General features: G+C 64.6%; 11 protein-coding genes. 2 read left to right on the top strand and 9 right to left on the bottom strand.

All coding sequences use genetic code 11. The features are described from left to right. Positions 1–193: 193 nt before the first annotated feature. The 9 genes from IRZ77_RS24950 to IRZ77_RS24910 all read right to left on the bottom strand — a co-directional run bounded on the left by IRZ77_RS24950 (position 194) and on the right by IRZ77_RS24910 (position 16,943). Entirely contained in the window at positions 194–967 is a 774-nt protein-coding gene (locus IRZ77_RS24950) for an enoyl-CoA hydratase (protein ID WP_046615913.1), read from the bottom strand. 13 nt (positions 968–980) lie between these two features. Next, complete coding sequence (locus tag IRZ77_RS24945; protein WP_046615912.1) at positions 981–2,108, bottom strand: acyl-CoA dehydrogenase; 1,128 nt, start codon at positions 2,106–2,108, stop codon at positions 981–983. 8 nt (positions 2,109–2,116) lie between these two features. Beyond that, the gene (locus IRZ77_RS24940; protein ID WP_085601641.1) at positions 2,117–3,310 is read right to left on the bottom strand and encodes an acetyl-CoA C-acyltransferase; all 1,194 of its coding nucleotides are present in this window, start codon (positions 3,308–3,310) and stop codon (positions 2,117–2,119) included. An 11-nt stretch (positions 3,311–3,321) separates the two neighbouring features. Continuing rightward, entirely contained in the window at positions 3,322–4,089 is a 768-nt protein-coding gene (locus IRZ77_RS24935) for an SDR family NAD(P)-dependent oxidoreductase (RefSeq protein ID WP_013971831.1), read from the bottom strand. Positions 4,090–4,102: 13 nt separating this feature from the next. Next, positions 4,103–5,749 carry an acyl-CoA synthetase gene (locus tag IRZ77_RS24930; RefSeq protein ID WP_108481689.1) on the bottom strand — a complete coding sequence of 549 codons (1,647 nt, stop codon included), beginning with the start codon at positions 5,747–5,749 and terminating at the stop codon, positions 4,103–4,105. 122 nt (positions 5,750–5,871) lie between these two features. Continuing rightward, positions 5,872–10,299: a dermonecrotic toxin domain-containing protein gene (locus tag IRZ77_RS24925; protein WP_196174572.1), complete on the bottom strand. Its 4,428-nt coding sequence runs from the start codon at positions 10,297–10,299 to the stop codon at positions 5,872–5,874. A 119-nt stretch (positions 10,300–10,418) separates the two neighbouring features. Further along, positions 10,419–14,921 (bottom strand): NEL-type E3 ubiquitin ligase domain-containing protein, encoded by a 4,503-nt coding sequence (locus IRZ77_RS24920; RefSeq protein WP_196174571.1) that lies wholly within the window; start codon positions 14,919–14,921, stop codon positions 10,419–10,421. 78 nt (positions 14,922–14,999) lie between these two features. After that, positions 15,000–16,022 carry an AraC family transcriptional regulator gene (locus IRZ77_RS24915; protein ID WP_085601645.1) on the bottom strand — a complete coding sequence of 341 codons (1,023 nt, stop codon included), beginning with the start codon at positions 16,020–16,022 and terminating at the stop codon, positions 15,000–15,002. A gap of 57 nt (positions 16,023–16,079) precedes the next feature. Next, positions 16,080–16,943, bottom strand: a complete 864-nt coding sequence (locus IRZ77_RS24910; protein WP_046615905.1) for a LysR substrate-binding domain-containing protein — start codon at positions 16,941–16,943, stop codon at positions 16,080–16,082. A gap of 112 nt (positions 16,944–17,055) precedes the next feature. Between IRZ77_RS24910 and IRZ77_RS24905 the strand changes: the two genes are divergently transcribed. Continuing rightward, on the top strand, positions 17,056–18,162 hold the full coding sequence (locus IRZ77_RS24905) for a 2-aminoethylphosphonate--pyruvate transaminase (RefSeq protein ID WP_046615904.1): 1,107 nt from the start codon (positions 17,056–17,058) through the stop codon (positions 18,160–18,162). 33 nt (positions 18,163–18,195) lie between these two features. Continuing rightward, complete coding sequence (phnX, locus tag IRZ77_RS24900) at positions 18,196–19,023, top strand: phosphonoacetaldehyde hydrolase (protein ID WP_046615903.1); 828 nt, start codon at positions 18,196–18,198, stop codon at positions 19,021–19,023. The last annotated feature ends 90 nt before the right edge of the window (positions 19,024–19,113 follow it).

The following is a 19,113-nucleotide window of genomic DNA, read 5'->3' as shown; positions in this document are numbered from 1 at the left end:
CCTGCTCCCGGGAGTACGCGCTGCAGGCCCCATCCATGGGGCCTCAGCGCTTGACGGGCATCCATGCCCGTCACCTCCCTCCGCAGTCCCTCCGTTCGGCCTCCTGAAGTCGCAATCGGCGGCGCCTGAACTATTGCGCGCTTAAAAGCAAAAGCAAAAGCAAAAGCAACGGCAACGGCAATGCCGATTCCAATCAGCGGTCCTTGAACTGCGCCTCGCGCTTGGCAATGAACGCAGCCATTCCCTCTTTCTGGTCTTCGGTAGCAAACGCCGCATGGAACACCCGTCGCTCGAAGCGCACACCCTCGCTTAGGGTGACTTCGAACGCACGGTTGACGCTCTCCTTGACCATCATGCTCACCGGAATCGACTTGCTGGCAATGGTCGCGGCCACCTTCAGCGCCTCTTCCACCAGCTCCGCCTGCGGCACGATACGCGCCACCAGGCCAGCACGCTCAGCTTCCTCAGCCCCCATAAGGCGACCGGTCAGGCACAGTTCCATGGCCTTGGCCTTGCCCACCGCACGGGTCAGGCGCTGGGTGCCGCCCATGCCCGGCAACACGCCAAGGTTGATTTCCGGCTGGCCGAACCTGGCATTGTCCGCCGCCAGGATGAAGTCGCACATCATCGCCAGCTCGCAGCCACCGCCCAGGGCAAAACCGGACACTGCAGCAATGATCGGCTTGCGCCTGTTGGCAATGCGGTCGGCATCGCTGAACAGGTCGTCAACGTAGATTTGCGGGTATTGCAGTTCGGCCATTTCCTTGATGTCGGCACCAGCGGCAAAGGCCTTGGCGGAACCGGTCAGCACCACGCAGCCGATGTTCGGATCGCGTTCGAGCTGGTCCAGGGCCTGGTTGATCTCGCCGACGATCTGCGCATTCAGCGCGTTCAGCGCCTGCGGGCGGTTGAGGGTGATAAGGCCGACCTTGCCGTGGATATCCAACAGGATGGTTTCGAATGCCATGCAGTCTGCTCCTTCAAAGATTGCGCGCAATGACCATGCGCTGAATGTCGCTGGTGCCTTCGTAGATCTGGCAAACCCGAACGTCGCGGTAGATCCGCTCCAGCGGGAAGTCACTCAGATAGCCATAACCGCCCAGGGTCTGCAAGGCATCCGAACAGACCTTTTCGGCCATTTCCGAGGCAAACAGCTTGGCCATCGACGCTTCCACCAGCGCCGGGCGCCCGGCATCGCGAAGCGCGGCGGCGTGCAGCACCATCTGCCGGGCCACGGCAATCTTCGTCGCCATGTCGGCCAAGCGGAAGGCCACCGCCTGGTGTTCGATCAGCGCCTTGCCGAAGCTCTGCCGCTCGTTGGCGTAGTCGCGCGCCACTTCGAACGCCGCGCGGGCCATACCCACCGCCTGCGAGGCGATGCCGATGCGGCCGCCTTCGAGGTTGGCCAAGGCAATCTTGTACCCCTCGCCTTCGGCGCCCAGACGGTTGGCCACCGGTACGCGCACATTATCGAAAACGATCTGGCAGGTATCGGAGGCGTGCTGCCCGAGCTTGTCCTCGACCCTCGCCACCTGGTAGCCCGGCGAATCGGTGGGCACGATGAAGGCACTGATGCCGCGCTTGCCCGCGTCCGGGTCAGTCACGGCGAACACGATCACCACCCCGGCGTTCTGCCCGGAGGTGATGAACTGCTTGCTGCCATTGAGCACGTAGTGGTCGCCATCCAGACGTGCACGGGTCTTCAGGCTACTGGCGTCGGAGCCAGCCTGCGGTTCGGTCAGGGCGAAGGCGCCGAGCATCGCACCGCTGGCCAGCGGGGTGAGGAACTGCTCTTTCTGCCGCTCGCTGCCAAAACGCAGGATCGGCACACAACCCACCGAGTTGTGCACGCTCATGATGGTCGAGCAGGCGCCGTCACCGGCGGCGATTTCCTCCAAGGCCATGGCATAGGCCACGTAGCCGGTGTCGCTGCCGCCCCACTGCTCCGGCACCAGCATGCCGAACAGGCCCAGCTCGGCCATCTCGTCGATGGCCTCTTTGGGGAAGCGGTGTTCCTTGTCCCATTGCTCGGCAAACGGCTTCAGGCGCTCCTGGGCAAAGGCGCGTACCGCGTCGGCGATCTGTTGTTGCTCGTCAGTTACCAGCATGGTTCACCTCAATACAGGCATTCGACTGCCATGGCCGTGGCCTCGCCACCGCCAATGCAGATGGCCGCCACGCCACGGCGCAGGTTGTTCTGGCGCAGGGCCGACAGCAGGGTCACCAGGATGCGTGCGCCGGAAGCGCCGATCGGGTGGCCAAGGGCGCAGGCGCCGCCATGGATATTGACCTTGTCGTGCGGCAGGTCGAGGTGTTTCATGGCCGCCAGGGTGACCACGGCAAAGGCCTCGTTGATCTCGAACAGGTCGACCTCGGCCAGGTTCCAGCCGGTGCGTTTCATCAGTTTGTCGATGGCGCCGATCGGCGCGGTCGGGAACAGTGCCGGGGTGTCGGCAAAGGCGGCGTGCCCGTGGATCACCGCCAGCGGCTTGAGGCCGCGCTTGTCGGCTTCGGAGCGGCGCATCAGCACCAGTGCCGCGGCACCGTCGGAAATCGAGCTGGAGTTGGCGGCAGTCACCGTGCCCCCTTCGCGGAAGGCCGGCTTGAGCTGCGGGATCTTGTCCAGGCGCGCCTTGGGCGGTTGTTCGTCGTCCTTGATGACGCGCTTCTCTTTGCCCTCGATGACCTCGACCGGCACGATCTCGGCAGCAAAGCGACCGCTCTTGATGGCGTCCTGGGCGCGGGTCAGCGAGGCAATGGCGAACTGGTCCTGGGCTTCGCGGCTGAAGGCATTGGCCTGGGCGCAGTCTTCGGCAAAGGTGCCCATCAGGCGGCCCTTGTCGTAGGCATCTTCCAGGCCGTCCATGAACATGTGGTCGATGATCCTGCCATGGCCCATGCGGTAGCCGCCACGGGCCTTGTCCAGCAGGTACGGTGCGTTGGTCATGCTTTCCATGCCACCGGCCACCACCACATCGGCGGTACCGGCCAGCAGCAGGTCATGGGCCATGATCGCCGCCTGCATGCCCGAACCACACATCTTGTTCAGGGTGGTGCAGGTGGTGTGCTTGTCCAGCCCGGCGCCCAGCGCGGCCTGGCGCGCCGGTGCCTGGCCCTGGCCTGCCGGCAGCACGCAGCCGAACAGCACCTGCTCGACACTGGTGGCATCGATGCCAGCGCGCTCCACGGCACCACGGATGGCGGCGCTGCCCAGCTGCGGCGCGGTCAGGCTCTTGAGGTCGCCCTGCAGGCCGCCCATGGGCGTGCGCACGGCGCTGACGATAACGATCGGGTCATTGGCGAGGGTCATGTTCGCTCTCCTTACTTGGCAGCCATGCGCAGTGCACCGTCGAGGCGGATCACCTCGCCGTTGAGCATGCTGTTCTCGATGATGTGGCGGGCCAGCGCGGCATATTCCTGCGGGCGACCCAGGCGCGGTGGGAAAGGCACACCGGCGGCCAGTGAGGCGCGTACTTCCTCGGTCATACCGGCCATCATCGGCGTTTCGAAGATGCCCGGGGCGATGGTCATCACTCGGATGCCGAAGCGCGCCAGTTCGCGAGCGGTCGGCAGGGTCAGGCTGGCGATGGCGCCTTTGGAAGCAGCGTAGGCGGCCTGGCCGATCTGGCCGTCATAGGCGGCGATGGAAGCGGTGTTGATGATCACCCCGCGCTCGCCCCCCTCATCGGCAGCCCCTTCGGCCATGGCCGCAGCGGCCAGGCGCAGCAGGTTGAAGCTGCCGATCAGGTTGACATTGATGACCTTGGCAAAGCTGGCAAGGCCATGCGGGCCCTGCTTGCCCAGCACTTTCTCGGCACCGACGATACCGGCGCAGTTGACCAGCCCGTGCAGGCTCCCAAAGGCGCTGACAGCCGCATCCACCGCCGCCTGGGCGGCCTGCTCGTCGCTGATGTCGGCGACCGCAAAACGGGCGTTTTCGCCCAGCTCGCGGGCCTTGGCTTCGACGGCCTGGGCATTGAGGTCGACCAGCATGACCTTGGCGCCGGCCTCGACCAGCATCTGGGCGGTAGCAGCACCGAGCCCGGAGGCGGCACCGCTGACGATGAAGTGTTTGTTGGCTATTTGCATGATCGGTTTCCTTTCAGGCGCTGGCAGGGGTGGCCTGTTGCGCTTGTTGTTTGGCGACTTCCTGGTTGCGCAGGATGAAGCGTTGCAGCTTGCCGCTCGGGGTCTTGGGCAGCTCGCTGACGAATTCGATTTCCCTTGGGTAGGCGTGGGCGTACAGGCGCTGACGCACGTGCTGGCGCAAAGCCTCCTCAAGCTCGGCACTGCCCAGGTAACCGCTGGCCAATACCACGAAGGCCTTGATCAGCTCGGTGCGCTCCGGGTCCGGTTTGCCGATCACTGCCGCTTCGATCACCGCCGGGTGCTCGATCAGCGCGCTTTCCACGTCGAACGGGCCGACCCGGTAGCCGGAGGTAGTGATCACATCGTCGCTGCGGCCGACGAAGCTGATGCTGCCGTCCTGGTTCAGCTCGACGGTGTCGCCGCTGAGGTAGTACTTGCCGACGAAGGCTTTGGTCGGCAGGCCGTGGTAGCCCGCGAACCAGCACAGTGGCGACTGCTCACGGTCGACCGCGAGGATACCCGGCTGGCCGGCGGGCAGTTCGTTACCCTGCTCGTCCAGCACCACGATGCGGTGCCCGGGGATGGCGAAGCCGGCCGAGCCGAGGTGTACCGGGTGCTGCAGGCCATGGTGGTTGCACAGCACCATGCCCAGTTCGGTCTGTCCGTAGTGGTCGTGGATGGTCACGCCCAGTTCGTCGGCGAACCAGCGGATCACTTCCGGGTTGAGCGGTTCACCGGCACTGCTTACCACCCGCAGGCGGCCCTTGATCGGTGCCGAGAAGTCATCCCCGGCGGCAATCAGCAGGCGATACGCGGTGGGCGAGCCGGCCAGATTGGTGATGCCCAGCTTGTCGATCACCCGCGCGCAGCTTTCAACACTGAACGGGCCATCGTAGAAGGTGGTGGCATGGCCCAGCGACAGCGGGCCAGTGACTGCGTAATAGAGGCCATAGGCCCAACCCGGGTCGGCCAGGTTCCAGAAGTTGTCCGCTGGGCGCAGGTCGATGGCATCGCGCATGTAGCCCTGGAACGCGACGATGGCACGCAGTGGCACTTCCAGCGGTTTGGCCGGGCCGGTGGTGCCGGAGGTGAACATCAGCAGGAACGGGTCGTTGCCCGAGCGCATGACCGGCTCGCATTTGTCTGCGGCATCGTACAGGCACTGCTGGAAGTCCAGCTCGCCACTGCGGGCATTGACGGTGATGATGGTCGGGCAGGCGTGCACATCGTCCAGCTTGGCGCGGTTGTGGCTGTCGGTGACGACCACGCGGGCGTGGGACTGCTCCAGGCGATGTTCGATGGCCTTGGGGCCGAACGCGGTGAACAGTGGCTGATACACAGCACCGAGACGCCAGGTGGCGAGGATGGTGACCAGCAGTTCGGGGGTACGAGGCATCAGGCCGGCAACCCGGTCACCGGCTCCCACGCCTTGTGCCTGGAGCACATTGGCGAAACGGGCGGCCAGGGCCTGCAACTGATCGAAGCTCAACCGCGCGCTGTTGCCGTCGCGGTCTTCCCAGACCAGTGCGGTCTTGCCCTTACCGGCATGGCGGTCGCAACATTCGACACAGGCATTCAGAGCTTCGAGGTTGCCATGCAGCGCCGCAGCAGCAGCCTGGCCATGGTCGAACGCACGAGCGGCCTCGGTGTAATCGCGCATCGTCGGACTCCTGGTTTCTTGTTTTTGGAGTTGAACCATCGGTCCGACGATGTTCGCGCCGCGTTGGCGTCGCGGCAATGGCCTAAGTTGTCAAACTGGATGACCGGTTTGGCCTGTGGCCATCAGCCCGGTGCGCGCTCCAGACTGATCACGTAGTGCCGGGTCAGTTGCAGTCGCAACGCCAGCCGATCGACCCGCAGCTGTGCATCCAGCGCCTGTATCTCATTCAGGTACTGTGCTTCACCCAACTCGCCACGCCGTGCCGCCAGTACCGCCCGCTGCTCACCGCCAAGTTGCTCCAGGTCACTGAACGGCCGCGCAAAGTACTGCTGCACAAAGCGCTGCCAGAACGCGCGCGTGCACAGGTCGGCCACTACATCATTGAGAGCGTCCGCCCTTCCCACGGCCGCCTCTGCCGACTGCAGCCGATGCTCGCTCAGCCCTACGTCGGCCGCCCTGAGGCGCATTCTGGCAGGCTGGAAAGGCAACCTGAGCCTGGTGCGCAAGCGCACCCTGTAGCGCATTGCCAGCGTCGCCAGTACTGCCGGTTCGGCGAAGCCTTCGAGGTTCTGCCGCTCGGCCTCGACATACTCGTCAAGGCGGTCCAGGCGCTGCAAGGCGCGCCCCAACGCCAGCAACCTCGGGCCACGAGATTGGGCGCCATCGCCAGCCGCGTCGCGCTCGGCATGCAGACGCAGCAGCCGGCTGAACAGCTCGATGGCACCGTTGTCATCCTTTACCGCACCGGCTGCCGCCAGTTGCACCTGGCGAGCGAATTCGGCGTCTGTCGCCATGATCGACAGGCATTGCCAGCCCATGCGCAACAGATAAGACTTGGGCCAGCTGAAGTCCGACAGGCCTTGCAAAAGCTCCAGCAAATCGAACAAGCGGGCATTTTCGTCCTGGGTGCTCAGCCGGTCCCAAAGCTCGCCCCGCTCAGGGCTGGCGGAATCGGACCCGACCCACCAGGCGCGGCCAATCGCCGCCTCCGGTTCCTCCAGCAGCGGCGCCAAGGCATAGAGCTTGCCGTAATCGGCCATGGTCAGGCGGTTGCCATCGACCAGGATACGCTGGCGAAACTCCAGCGGCATGGCCAGCACGCCGTCAGGTACACCCCTCAGGAAATTGTCACGCAGGTCGGCTCGTTGCAGGAAGCCGCACAGCTCGAGCCCTCTTGGCCATTCGCTTAGCCCGCAGCGGCGCAAATTCAGCTCGACCAGATGAGGGAGGTGATGGAAGCGCATTTCGTAAACCCCAAGCGGGCTGTTATGGCTCAGGTCGAGGTGACTGAGCAGCGGTAACCCGTTCAAGGCTTCGATGGCATGGGCATCCAGGCGAATGCGGTTATGCCCCAGGCGCAACCGGCGCAGGTTGGTCAGGTAGCCTAGCCCGCGCGGGCAACGCAGCAGCTGGTTGTGCCTCATGTCCAGCTCCTGCAGGTAGGTGAATGCGCGCAGAAACTCCTCGTTCACCACCCCGATAGACGTCTCGCTCAATACCAGGGTGGTGACGTGATAGAAATCGACAGCCGCGGGCAAGACAGGCAACGAATCCGCTGGCATATCATTCAGGACCAGGCGCAGCCCCTGGCGCTTGCCGTCACTGTCGACCACCACATGGTCGCCAAGCGCCTGCCAGGCACGCAGCAGTCGTTCGGCGAACAATTGCCGCCGGGCCCGCAATGTGTCACTCAGTGCAGCCGACACCCAGCGATTGAGCGCGCGGTTCAACTGCTCAAAATCGTCCTGCAGCGCCATGAGCGCATCGGCGACCGGCACATTCTGCAGCAGCCAGCGGTCAACTTGCGTTTCCAGCGAATCGCCCAGCCCCGGGAAGAATCGCCTCAGGCCGGCCCGCAGCTGGTCCCTGGGGGTGGTCAGCGGTGACGCGCGCCCGCTGAGCAGGTAACCGACGCGGCCATCGGCAAGGCGCTGGCCGGGGTTGAACCAACGCTCCGTCGGCGCCCAGCCCAGCATGTCGGCGATTTCCCCATGGGTACCCAGGTGCACCATGAGCTTCTCGCGCAAGCGCTGGGCATCGGCATTCTCCGCAAGGCCCAACCGGCCCAGCAGGTTGCGCGATTCGAGCGCGGCCAGCACGGCCTGGAATATATCCGAGGAAGGTGGCTGCATCGCGAGTTTTCGGCCTTGCCCGTCATACAAGGCAAAGACCCCTTGCTCACGCACCAGCACCCGCTGCTCGGCCGCGTCGCCAAGCGAACCGATGCGCTTCAACGCCACGGCATCCGCAGCAGCATTGCTCAACGCCAGGCTGAACGCTTCAATGGCCTCGACATTCAGCAATGCCAACACCAGCATGCCCGTTTCGTTGCTGTACGCGCTCGGTAGATAAAGCCCTGCCAGGGCCCTGCTCACCTTCGCCACCGAGCACAACGACCTGGCCTGGGTGGCCAAGCTTTGCGGCAACTTCCCACCACTGACGAACTCCTGGCGAGCCTCGTGACTTGCTCCATCGGCCAGATCGCGCGCATAGGCTTCCGGCAGCCCCACCGCCATCAGCGGCTTGAGCAAAGGCTCCGCCGATTCGGGCAGGCCTGTCAGCCGTGCGAACAGCAGGTCGCTCGACGCTGGCCGGTCCGCAAGCACCGCGGCACGCCCTTTTTTGCTGCCCGTTCGGGCCTCGCACCAGGCCAGCAACTGCAGGTCCTGATCAGAGACAGTGTCGTGTTCCAGGTGGCGAAAGAACGTGTCGATTCGGGCATCGGCATCGAATGCCCTTAGGGTTTCCCGCAAGGTGGCGGGCGTTCGCCGGTTTTCCACCAGCAGCCCGCGAAGTTCGTCCTGATCGATGCCGGCAATGCGCAAGATCTGCTGCGCCTGCTGGCTATCGAACGGTTGATCGCGCGGCCAAAGGGTATCGAGCATTTTCGCAGGGTCGCGCCAGCCCTGTGGCTCATCGTGCATCAGGCGCCAGCTACGTTCCCCATTGTGCAGCACGACCGGGCCGTACGCCTCTGCGCGGCTGGGGTGGCGCAGGCGCCAAGGGCCATCAGGGTCAGGCCGATGAAGCTCGTAGAAAACTCCGTCTGCCTTCATCCAGCGGCGCTCGCCATCCACATAAGCCCCGTCCGCACCCAAGGTGGTCATTTCAGGGGTCGAGGCAAAGGCTGCCAGATCTCGGGACCACAAACGCCCCGCCCCATTGGCGAGCCTTACCGGCTCCAGCGCCGCGACGAACGCGCTGCGCACGATAGTGACACCCGCTACCGTTGCGGCGGTGCCCGCCAGTATCTCGGCAACCCCGAGCATGTGCTCCAACGCTTCGTGCTGATGGCCTCGCGACCAATCCTGAGCACCCTCGAAAACCTCCGAGAGGGCCTGGGCCACCAGTTGCCCGAGTAGCAAACCGCCCACCACCGGAATGAACAGACCAGCCAGGTTGAGCACATCGAAACCGGCGGCCTTCCACGCCTCATGCCGCTCACGCGACGCGGCTTCATCGGCATCGGCGGTCGGCACCAGCAACAGGCGGCCATCCTGCTTCACCCGGTTTGTCTGCTGTGCAGCCAGCGCCTGAAAGATGTCATGCTGCGGCACGCTGCCATCGAGTTCCAGGTCCGGCTGGTCATCCTCCAGGCGTGCCCGCAACTTGTGCATGAACCCGGCACGTTGACCCAGGCCTATCAGCTGGCTGAACGCCTGGCGGTAGGGTTCGTGGCGCAGCTCTGCCACCAGCGCGCGGTTGATCGAGTCCTGGCTGTCAAAGTATCGCAACGCCTGGACCGGGTCGCTGGCCAGGTAGAGCACGCCGCCCTGCGTTTGCCCATGTATGTCACGAAGTTGAATCCATACACCATCTGCCACTGGGCAACCGAGGGCTTCGAGCAGGCCCGGATGGCCAGTAAGGCCAGCGGATTGATGGCCCGCGGGTTTATCCACCAAAGCGTGCAATGCCTCTTTTACCGGCTCGGTGATCTCGCCTTTCAGCGCAGCTACCTGCACGGCCAGGCGCAGCCCGGAGCGTTTGTCTTCACTGAGGACGCGCAGTGCCGCAGCATCGAATGTGCGGTCCAGCTCCTGCTGATACAGGCGCCCGGCGTCCAGTTTGCGGCAAGCTTCGACCAGCTCATCGGTCCCCCGCGACAGTACCCGTTCCTGCCCCGGGGCGACCAACCCGGTTCCCAGGTAGAAATCGTTGCTGGCGGCAAAGTTGCGCATCAGGCGCAACAAGCCGTTCTCACGACGTTGCCCGTAAGTGGGAAATTGCGGCTCAGCGCCCAGCGTGGACGAGAAACGATGGGAAACCTCCAGCCACTCCAACTGCCAGAACGCTACGTCGCCCGGCAGCGGCTCGCGCAACAAACTGGCGAATTGCCGTTCGGCAAACTGCCGTGGTGACGGCAACGCCAGGGTGATCCCGCGCAACCTGGCCTGGGTGGCATGATGGGCGTCCAGGCTTTCGCGCAAGGCGCGGACCTGGCTCTGCGTGGCCTGTTTGAGCCAGGCAGGCAATCGGTCACCAATGAAACCGTCGTGCAAGTGGTTGGAAGACACAGAGGCGAGCTGTGGGGCTTGTGATTCGCGGGGCATTGCAGGTCCCTGGATGGCTGCGAGAGCCAAGCATGGTGTACAACCTGCCGGTGCTTGCGCAGAGGGAACCCCTGCGATAGAAACGGGGCGGCACACCGTGTGCCGCCCGTGAAGCGTTGTCACTGCACCTTTGGCGCCATGATCGCTTCGCGCGTCAGGCGCTGGGCAAGGCTGGCCAGGGCCTGCTCGCGCTCATCGCGCAGGGCATTGCTCAGGTTCCAGTACTCGTCACTGGTCAAGGCTTCTCTTTGCTCGTCCAATGCCTCCAGCCGAACGGTGAATTGCGTTTCCAGGGCTTCGAAGTCGTCAGGATGCTCTGCTCGAAGTACCGGCAACCAGAAATCACGTTCACTGATGAACACGATACGTTGCTCGCCCGCCTCCACCTGCAGCACTTCCTTGCAAGCCTCCTCCAGTTGCAGCGGCGACACGTTGGCCAGCCTGCCAAATTGCATATGGCGCGGCTGGCCCAACAGGTCCAGGCGCTGGGCCAGGCCGCTGAGGTAGGCAAGGTTGACCTCCACTTCCTCTTCATCGTGGCCGCCTCGGCTCCAGCGTCCATCCTGGTAGCGGGCGTCGATTTCGCGTCGGGCGATTTTCTCTACCCAGTGCACGCGAAACAACCGCTTGGCCAACTGCAAGCGTGCCGCGCGGGTCGATATCGGGTCACCACCGCGGGTGGCCTGCTCGACATGCATGCGCACCTCAAGGCGGCTGAACAAGGTGGAAACGCTGTCCACACAGGTGGTGGGCTCGGCTGCCAGGTCAAACAGCGCCATGCGCGTGGCGGTATCGGCATGGGCCGCATCCAGCATTGCCCATACCCTGAACCCGAGTTCGGCCGATGCTTTGCTGAACTCGGCCGTGGTCGTCAGTTGCCTCAGCAGCTCGAAGAACGCCAAGCTGCCGGGCTCGGCATTCAGCGCATTCCATTTCCCTTCCTGCGCCTGCCGCACCGCTGGGTCCAGGGTCTGCAGCCATTCTTCCCGGGCAGAGGCGTGCCGTTGCGGGCGGGGCGAGGCCAGCAGGCGTTCGGCGCCATACAGGCGCTCGAGATCCTGCACTGCCAGCGCATTGCCCTCCAGGTGCATGGCACGGCGCAACTGCAGCGGGGCCTGGAACAAGGCTGCCGGCAACTCGGCTATCTGGTTGTTGCGAAGATCGGCGAACACCAACAGGCCACACCACTCCAGGCCCGAGGGCAGCGCTGTCATCTGTACGCGGTTCAAACGCAGAATCCGCAGGCTGGGCAACCGATCGAACTGTAGCCTGATGTTGCCGAGCGGGTTGTCACTCAGGTCCAGCGAACGCAAGAGCGCCAGGCCGGTCAGCACATTGGCCTGTGGCGCCGAGATACGAATACGGTTACGCGGCATCAGCAACTGGCGCAAGGCGGTCAACCGCTCCAGCCCCTCAGGTAGCGCACGCAAGGCGTTGTCGCTCATGTCCAGGCACAGCAGATCCGGGAAGCAGGCGAGGAACCCCGACGGGATGGCGTCCAGACCGAGCGCTGACAGGGTCAATTCCGACACGTGCGAGAAGTCCGTCCCGACCGGCAACACGGGCAGGCCGCCGACCGGTACGGCGACGATGCTCAGGCTGAGCATCGCATCATTGCCGATAGCCCCGACGAAGCGATCACTGCGCATCTGCCAGGCACGCCGCAACGAATCTGCGACTCGTCGACGTGCGCGGCTGGCGCTGCCCGCCCCCTCTGCAACCCAGGCCAGCAAGCTGTCATCCAAGCGACGGTATTCCTGCTCGACACGCAGCAAATTCTCGAACAAGCCCCCACGCATGTCCAACAGAGTCTGGATATAGCGATCGACACCGACATCTCCAATACCGGGGTACAAGGCGCGCACCCGCTGCCGCACCACGCGCTCAGGCGAGCCAATGCACGACTGGCAGCCCCCCAGTGGATAGCCCAGTCGGCCATCGGCCAAACGCTGCATGGGCGATGCCATGGGCCTTGCCTCCCGCCAGCCGAGCAGGCGCAGCACAGCCTGCCGGTCACGGGGTAGCCAGGCCTGCATCTGCTTGCGAATTCTGGCCGGCGCATCGGCGCCATCCCACCCCTGTCGCACCCGGTATTCCACGGGCAGGCAAGCAGCCAGCACTTCGAACAGCCCCTGGGGCTCGGCGACCTCGCGCTCATCCGGCAAGCCTCTGCTGTTGTAGAGCTGGAAGCGCCCCTGCCGTCTGACCAGCACCACTGCATGCTCAAGGTCGGTCTCAGCGAACAGCCGTTCCATCGCCGCCCCGGCATACGGGTTACGGCGCAATATCAGGTTGAAATCTCCAGCGCCTGGGCCATGCCAACGCAGCAGGGCAAAAGCCAGCGCAACCACTTCCGGCCGGTAACTGCCTTGCAGGTACAACGCTTCGCGCATGCGCGTCAGGCGCGCCAGCTGCAGGGCCACCCGCGCATGTTCAGCCAACGCCAGCGGCAAACGAGACTCTGCTTGCATGCGCAAGCGCATAGCCTCGGTGGCCTGCTCGAGCACATCGAGGGCATAGGCGTCTGGCAGCGTCGGGAAGTCTCGCTGAATCAATCCCAGCAGCGGGTCGTCGGCCAGGTAAAGCCTGGAGAAGTGCTCGAGCATTGCTTCACGCAACTCGATTGCCGCGTCACCGATCGACAGCGCCTGTTCTTCGAGGGTTTCACCCTGCAGTTGCAACCGTTCGATGCACCATTGCCACAGCTCGGTATCGGTATTGGCCTCCCCCGCTTCCAACCGGCTGAAAAAGGCCTGCGCGCGCGCGTCCACGGCAAAGCGCTGCAAGGTATCGCGCAGCTGCACCGGCATCCTTCGCCGCTCCACCAGCAGGCCACGCAGGTAGGCCTCGTCAACATCCGCGACCGTCAGCACCTGCTCCATCCGCACAGCGTCCATCGCGGTCGCTGTCGGCCAAAGCCGCCCAAGCAACAGTGCAGCACCCTGCCATTCCAATGGCCGCTCATAAGCCAGCCGCCAGCCACGCGCAGAGCAGCGCTCCAGCACCGGCCCGAACGCCGCGTCGCCTTCGGCATGCAGCAAGCGCCAAGCGCCATTGGCGGTTTGCCTTACCCGATACAAGGCACCATCCAACCGCCACCAATGGCGTGTACCCTCTGCGAGCAAGCCGTTGTCGAGCTCCGTCAGCTGTGCTGGCGGCGTAGTTTCCTGATAAGGCGCCAGCTCATTGCGCCACAACCGTTGCCGGCCATCTTCGGTGATGACCGGCTCCAGGGTTTCGACGAATGCGCTGCGGGCCAGATGGACACCGACGACCACCGCCCCCGTGGTTGCCACACTGAAGGCCACCCGGAGCATATGCGCCAAAGCCTCATGCTGATGGCCCAGCTGCCAGTCACGCACGCCCTCGAAAGTCTCGGTCAACAGTTGCCTGGCCAGGTCCGCCACCAACAAAGCCCCGATGACCGGCACAAAAAGGCCCGCCAGGTTGAGCAATACCAGGCCGGCGCTCTTGAGCTCGTCCAGGCGCTGCTCCGAAGCCGCGTCATCGGCCTGGGCGGTGGGCACCGCAAGGAAGCGGGCATCGGCCTTGATTCGCCGCATATGCCAGGCGGCCATCGACGCGAAACCATCCCCCGCTTCCACCACCCTGCGAGGTTCCAGGTCAGGCTGTGCATCCTGCAAGCGGGTGGCCAGGGCCTGCTCGCAAGTGGCGCGATCACCCAAGGCGATGCGCCGCACGAATGCCTGTCGATAGTCTTGGTTGCCCATCGCCGTGGCCAGGACCCGGTTCGCCTCATCCCAGCTGGTGAACGCGCGCAGGGGTTGCGCCTGATCGTCAGGGGTGTACAGGATCACTCTTTTCAAGCGCCCAGGTACACCAAAGGAAAACGTGGACTGGGAATGCTCGATCAATTCAACGGCAACCGCGCCGTCCACCCGGCAGCCAAGAACCTGCAGCGCGCCGATCTCCAGCTGCACCGGCCCATCGATCACGGCGGGTTCATCCTTGCACGCGATACGCAGCACCAGCAGGTCTTCCGGATCCAGCTGCTGCTTGATGGCCGCGATCTCGACCGCCACGGCCAGTTCCAGACGCCGGTCGGTGGTCAGGGCCTTCTCAAAGTCAGGTGTCAACACCTGCGCCAGGTGCCGCTGATAGGCGCTGCCGACATCCACCTCACGGCACAGGCTGACAATCCGATCGAAGTCTTCGCTTACCACCTGCTCGGCCTGATGGGCCTGCGGGAGAGTCAAGGCAGTGCCGAGAAAGAAAGATTCGTTGGCCTTGAAATTCTGCAACAGCTTTTGCAAGGCCGGCATGCGCACAAAGTACGGTTGATAATCAGGGATCAATCCTGCTCTCACATCCAGCCGTGCGCGTGTTTCACGCCACACCAGCTTGTCCAGGTCAACCTGCAGTTTCAGCTGGCTGTCCTGGCGCAAGGCAGGCTCGAGCAGCTGCTTGGCAAAACGGTCCAGAGGCTGCAGGCGGTCGGCGAAGCCTGCCATTTGCCGCTGACTCGCCAGATAGGCGTTGAAACGCAGCTGCAGCATGGCAAGCTGCTTTGGCTTGGCCGCCTTCAGCCAGGCTGGCAAGCCTTGCGCGATGAAGTCTTCGGCGGGGTGAAGCAACTTGGGGTGCACGGCAGGTTGAGACATGGTCGATTTCCTGATCAGTGATCGACTTGTCACGATGCTCGCCAGCGGCGGCGGCCGACAGCGGGAAGGCGTGGTTCCCTAGCCGCCACTGCCGCGTTTGAGGACCAGCGCCCGGTAATGCCCGGGGTTGCAGCCGAACCACTTGCGAAACGCCTTGTAGAACGAACTGCTGTCGGCAAAGCCCAGGCGCTCGGCGATTTCGCCCATGGCCGCATCTTCCTGGCTCAGCCAGGCAATCGCCAGCTCACGTCGCACGCTGTCCTTCAGGCCTTGGTAATTCTGCCCCTCCTCGGCCAGCCGTCGGCGCAGGGTCGAGGGTGACAGGCACAACTGGCGCGCCAGGCTGTCGCCGTCGGGCCACTGCCCAGGGTCCAGGCGCAGCAGATCGGTGCGAATGCGCCGCCCGAGGCTGGCCGGGTCACGGTACTTGACCAGGATGTTGCCCGGCGCCTCGGCCAGAAAGCGCTGCAGTTCTTCTTCGCTGCGCCGCAGCGGCAGCTCGAGGCAGTCGGCAGCGATGATCATGCGCGTACGCGGGCGCTCGAACTGCAGGTTCTCCGAAAACATCACCCGGTAGTCATCGCAGAACGGCGGCTCGGCACAGCGCAGATCGATGGCCAGGATAGGGATACGCCGCCCGGCCAGCCAGCAAGTCACACCGTGCACAATCATCCAGAAGGTGAAATAGGTGAAAGCGCGGCGCGGTGTGTCACGCGGTTCGTTGATGACGATTTCGGCCAGGCCTTGCTGGCGCACCAGGCTTGGCTGCAGGTCTTCAAGCATCAGTGACAGGAACGCCAGCGCGGTTTCCAGGCCGGCGCCCAGGTTCGGTTGGCCCATGCTGGCGCGGCACATGAACGCCAGGCTGCCGCTGCGCAGACCGCGCGGGTCCATGGCGAAGAACTCATCGTTGCAGCGCCGCGCCAGCAGACGCCAGAGCCGGGCATAGGACTCGGCGCTGACTCGAGCCGCTGGCAGGTGCAGCTGTTCGACGGCGATACCCGCCCGGGCCAGCAAGCCGGTATCGGGCTCGCCGGCGGGGCACGTCTGCAACAGCGCCTCGCGCACCAGCTGCATGGAAATGGTGTCTTTCTCGCTCATCGACAGTCCTGTCGGCTCAATGCCGGCCATCTTAGGCCGCCCCGCTGAAAACAGCCATCACAGCCCCGCCGCCAGGCCGAGAAACGCCTGGATCAGGCGCAGTTCGCGGCGACGCTCCAGGCAGCCGATCAGGTGCTGGTTGACCAGGCCGTCACCGGCCAGTGGCCGCGCCACTACCCGCGGGTCATTGGCCACTTCGGTGGACGAGACCACGCCAATGCCCAGCTCCGAGGCCACCGCTTCGGTCACCGCCTCGCGGCTATCCAGTTCCAGCAGCACCCGAGGTTGCACGGCGGCCTTGCTGCAGGCCTTGTCGAAGGTGCGCCGCGTAGTGGAGCTGGGTTCGCGCAACACCATGATCTGCTGGTGCAGCTCAGCCAGCGGCAAGTCGCCATCGCCGTTGGCCCAGGCATGCCCCGCCGGCAGCAAGGCGCACAACCGCGACTCGCACAGGTTCTGCAAATGCAGGCCTTTGCGCGGCTCGATCTCGGTCAGCACGGCCACATCGGCATGCTCGCTGAGCAATGCCGCCAAGGTTTCCTGGGCATTACCCAGGCGCAGGTTGACGGTAATGCCCGGGTAGCGCTCGCGCAGCAGCGCCAGCATCGGCATGACCCGGTGCGGGCCATCGGCCGCCACCTCCAGGCGCCCGGTCAGCAATTGGCGGTTGGCCTCGAGCATGGCCTGCGCCTCTTCGGCCAGGCCGAACATGGCGCGGGTGATGGCCGCCAGGCGGGTGCCCTCTTCGGTCAACTCCACCCGCCGCGCGGTACGCCGCAGCAAGGTGATCTGGTAGTGCTCCTCCAGCGCCTTCACGTGCCCGGTCACTGCCGGCTGGCTGATGAACAGGCGTGCGGCGGCACGGGTGAAGCTGCCCTCACGGGCCACGGCATCGAAGGCACGCAACTGGAACAGGTTCATATTTATCGGCCTGACTTATAGCTCGAATAACAACAAACAATTTGATTGATGACAGCGCCAATTGCAACCTAGGCCCCGTAGTTTCAGCCCACCGCTTGTGAGGAATAACGGAATGAGCAACGCCCCGATTCTGCTGACCCCAGGTCCCCTGACCACATCAATCCGCACCCGCCAAGCAATGCTGGTGGACTGGGGCTCCTGGGACCGCGACTTCAACCAACTGACTGCCAGTGTCTGCGAGCAACTGCTGGCCATCATCGACGGCAGCGCCAGCCACCACTGCGTCCCCCTGCAAGGCAGCGGCACCTTCGCCGTGGAAGCGGCCATCGGCACCTTGGTGCCGCGTGATGGCAAGGTCCTGGTGCTGATCAATGGCGCCTATGGCCAGCGCCTGGCGAAGATATGCAAAGTGCTGGGCCGTGCCTACAGCACCTTCGAAACTGCCGAAGACCAGCCGACCACCGCCGCCGACGTCGACCGCCTGCTGGCCGCCGACCCCGCCATCACCCATGTCGCGCTGATCCACTGCGAAACCAGCACCGGTATTCTCAACCCGCTGCCCGAGATCGCCCAAGTGGTCAAAGGCCACGGCAAGCGCCTGATCATCGACGCCATGAGCTCGTTCGGCGCACTGCCGATCGATGCCCGCGCCATCCCCTTCGAGGCGCTGATCGCCGCCTCCGGCAAATGCCTGGAAGGGGTACCTGGCATGGGCTTCGTGTTCGCCGAGAAAACCGCCCTGGCCGCAGCCGAAGGCAATGCCCATTCGCTGGCCATGGACCTGCACGACCAGCACACCTACATGGCCAAGACCGGCCAGTGGCGCTTCACCCCGCCGACTCACGTGGTCGCAGCCCTGCACGAAGCGCTGCAGCAATACAACGAGGAAGGGGGCCTGCCAGCGCGCCACCAGCGCTACGCCGACAACTGCAAGACCTTGCTCGATGGCATGGCCGCCATCGGCCTGCGCAGCTTCCTGCCTGCCGAGATCCAGGCGCCGATCATCGTCACCTTCCACGCACCGAACGATCCCCGCTACCAGTTCAAGGACTTCTACGAACGGGTCAAGGCCAAGGGTTTCATACTCTACCCGGGCAAGCTGACCCAGGTGGAAACCTTCCGTGTCGGCTGCATCGGCGTGGTCGGAGCGGATGGCATGCAGGCCGCCGTGAATGCCGTGGCCGAGGTGCTGCGGGAAATGGAAGTGCTGGACATCTGACCCTTTGCCCACCCAATTCAGGAACAAGCACACATGAACTACAGCAACCCCACCCAGCTGCAAGCCGCCATCCTCGACTGGGCCGGCACCGTGGTCGACTTCGGCTCCTTCGCCCCGACCCAGATCTTTGTCGAAGCCTTTGCCGAATTCGATGTGCAGGTGTCCATCGAAGAAGCCCGCGGCCCGATGGGCATGGGCAAGTGGGACCACATCCGCACTCTGTGCGATGTGCCAGAAATTGCCGAGCGCTACCGCAAGGTGTTCGGCCGTACCCCGACCGACGATGATGTCACCGCCATCTACAACCGCTTCATGCCGCTGCAGATCGAAAAGATCGCCGTGCACTCGGCGCTGATCCCTGGCGCCCTGGACACACTCACCGGCCTGCGCCAGGAAGGCCTGAAGATCGGCTCTTGCTCGGGCTACCCGAAGGTGGTGATGGACAAGGTGGTGGAGCTGGCCGCGCAAAACGGCTATGTGGCCGACCATGTGGTGGCCACCGACGAAACCCCGAACGGCCGCCCATGGCCGGCCCAGGCCCTGGCCAACGTGATCGCGCTGGGTATCGACGATGTGGCGGCGTGCGTGAAGGTCGACGACACCGTACCAGGTATTCTCGAAGGCCGCCGCGCCGGCATGTGGACCGTGGCTCTGGTGTGCTCGGGCAATGCCCTGGGGCTGACCTGGGAAGGCTATCGCGCGCTGAGCGCCGAAAAGCTGGAAAGCGAGCGCCAGCGCATCCACGCCCTGTTCGCCGGCTCCCGGCCGCACTACCTGATCGACACCATCAACGAACTGCCCGAAGTGATCGCCGACATCAACCGGCGCCTGGCCAAGGGTGAGATGCCACAAACATCCTGACCCGGCCATGGGGGCCGCCTTGCGGCCCACCGCCGGGGGGGGGGGGGGGGCGGGGGGGCCCGCGGGGCAGCAGGGCACGAAAGACGGGTG

Origin of the sequence: Pseudomonas pudica, from assembly GCF_015680405.1 — a bacterium.
Lineage (GTDB): Bacteria > Pseudomonadota > Gammaproteobacteria > Pseudomonadales > Pseudomonadaceae > Aquipseudomonas > Aquipseudomonas pudica.
This window is presented reverse-complemented; position numbering and strand designations above follow the sequence as displayed.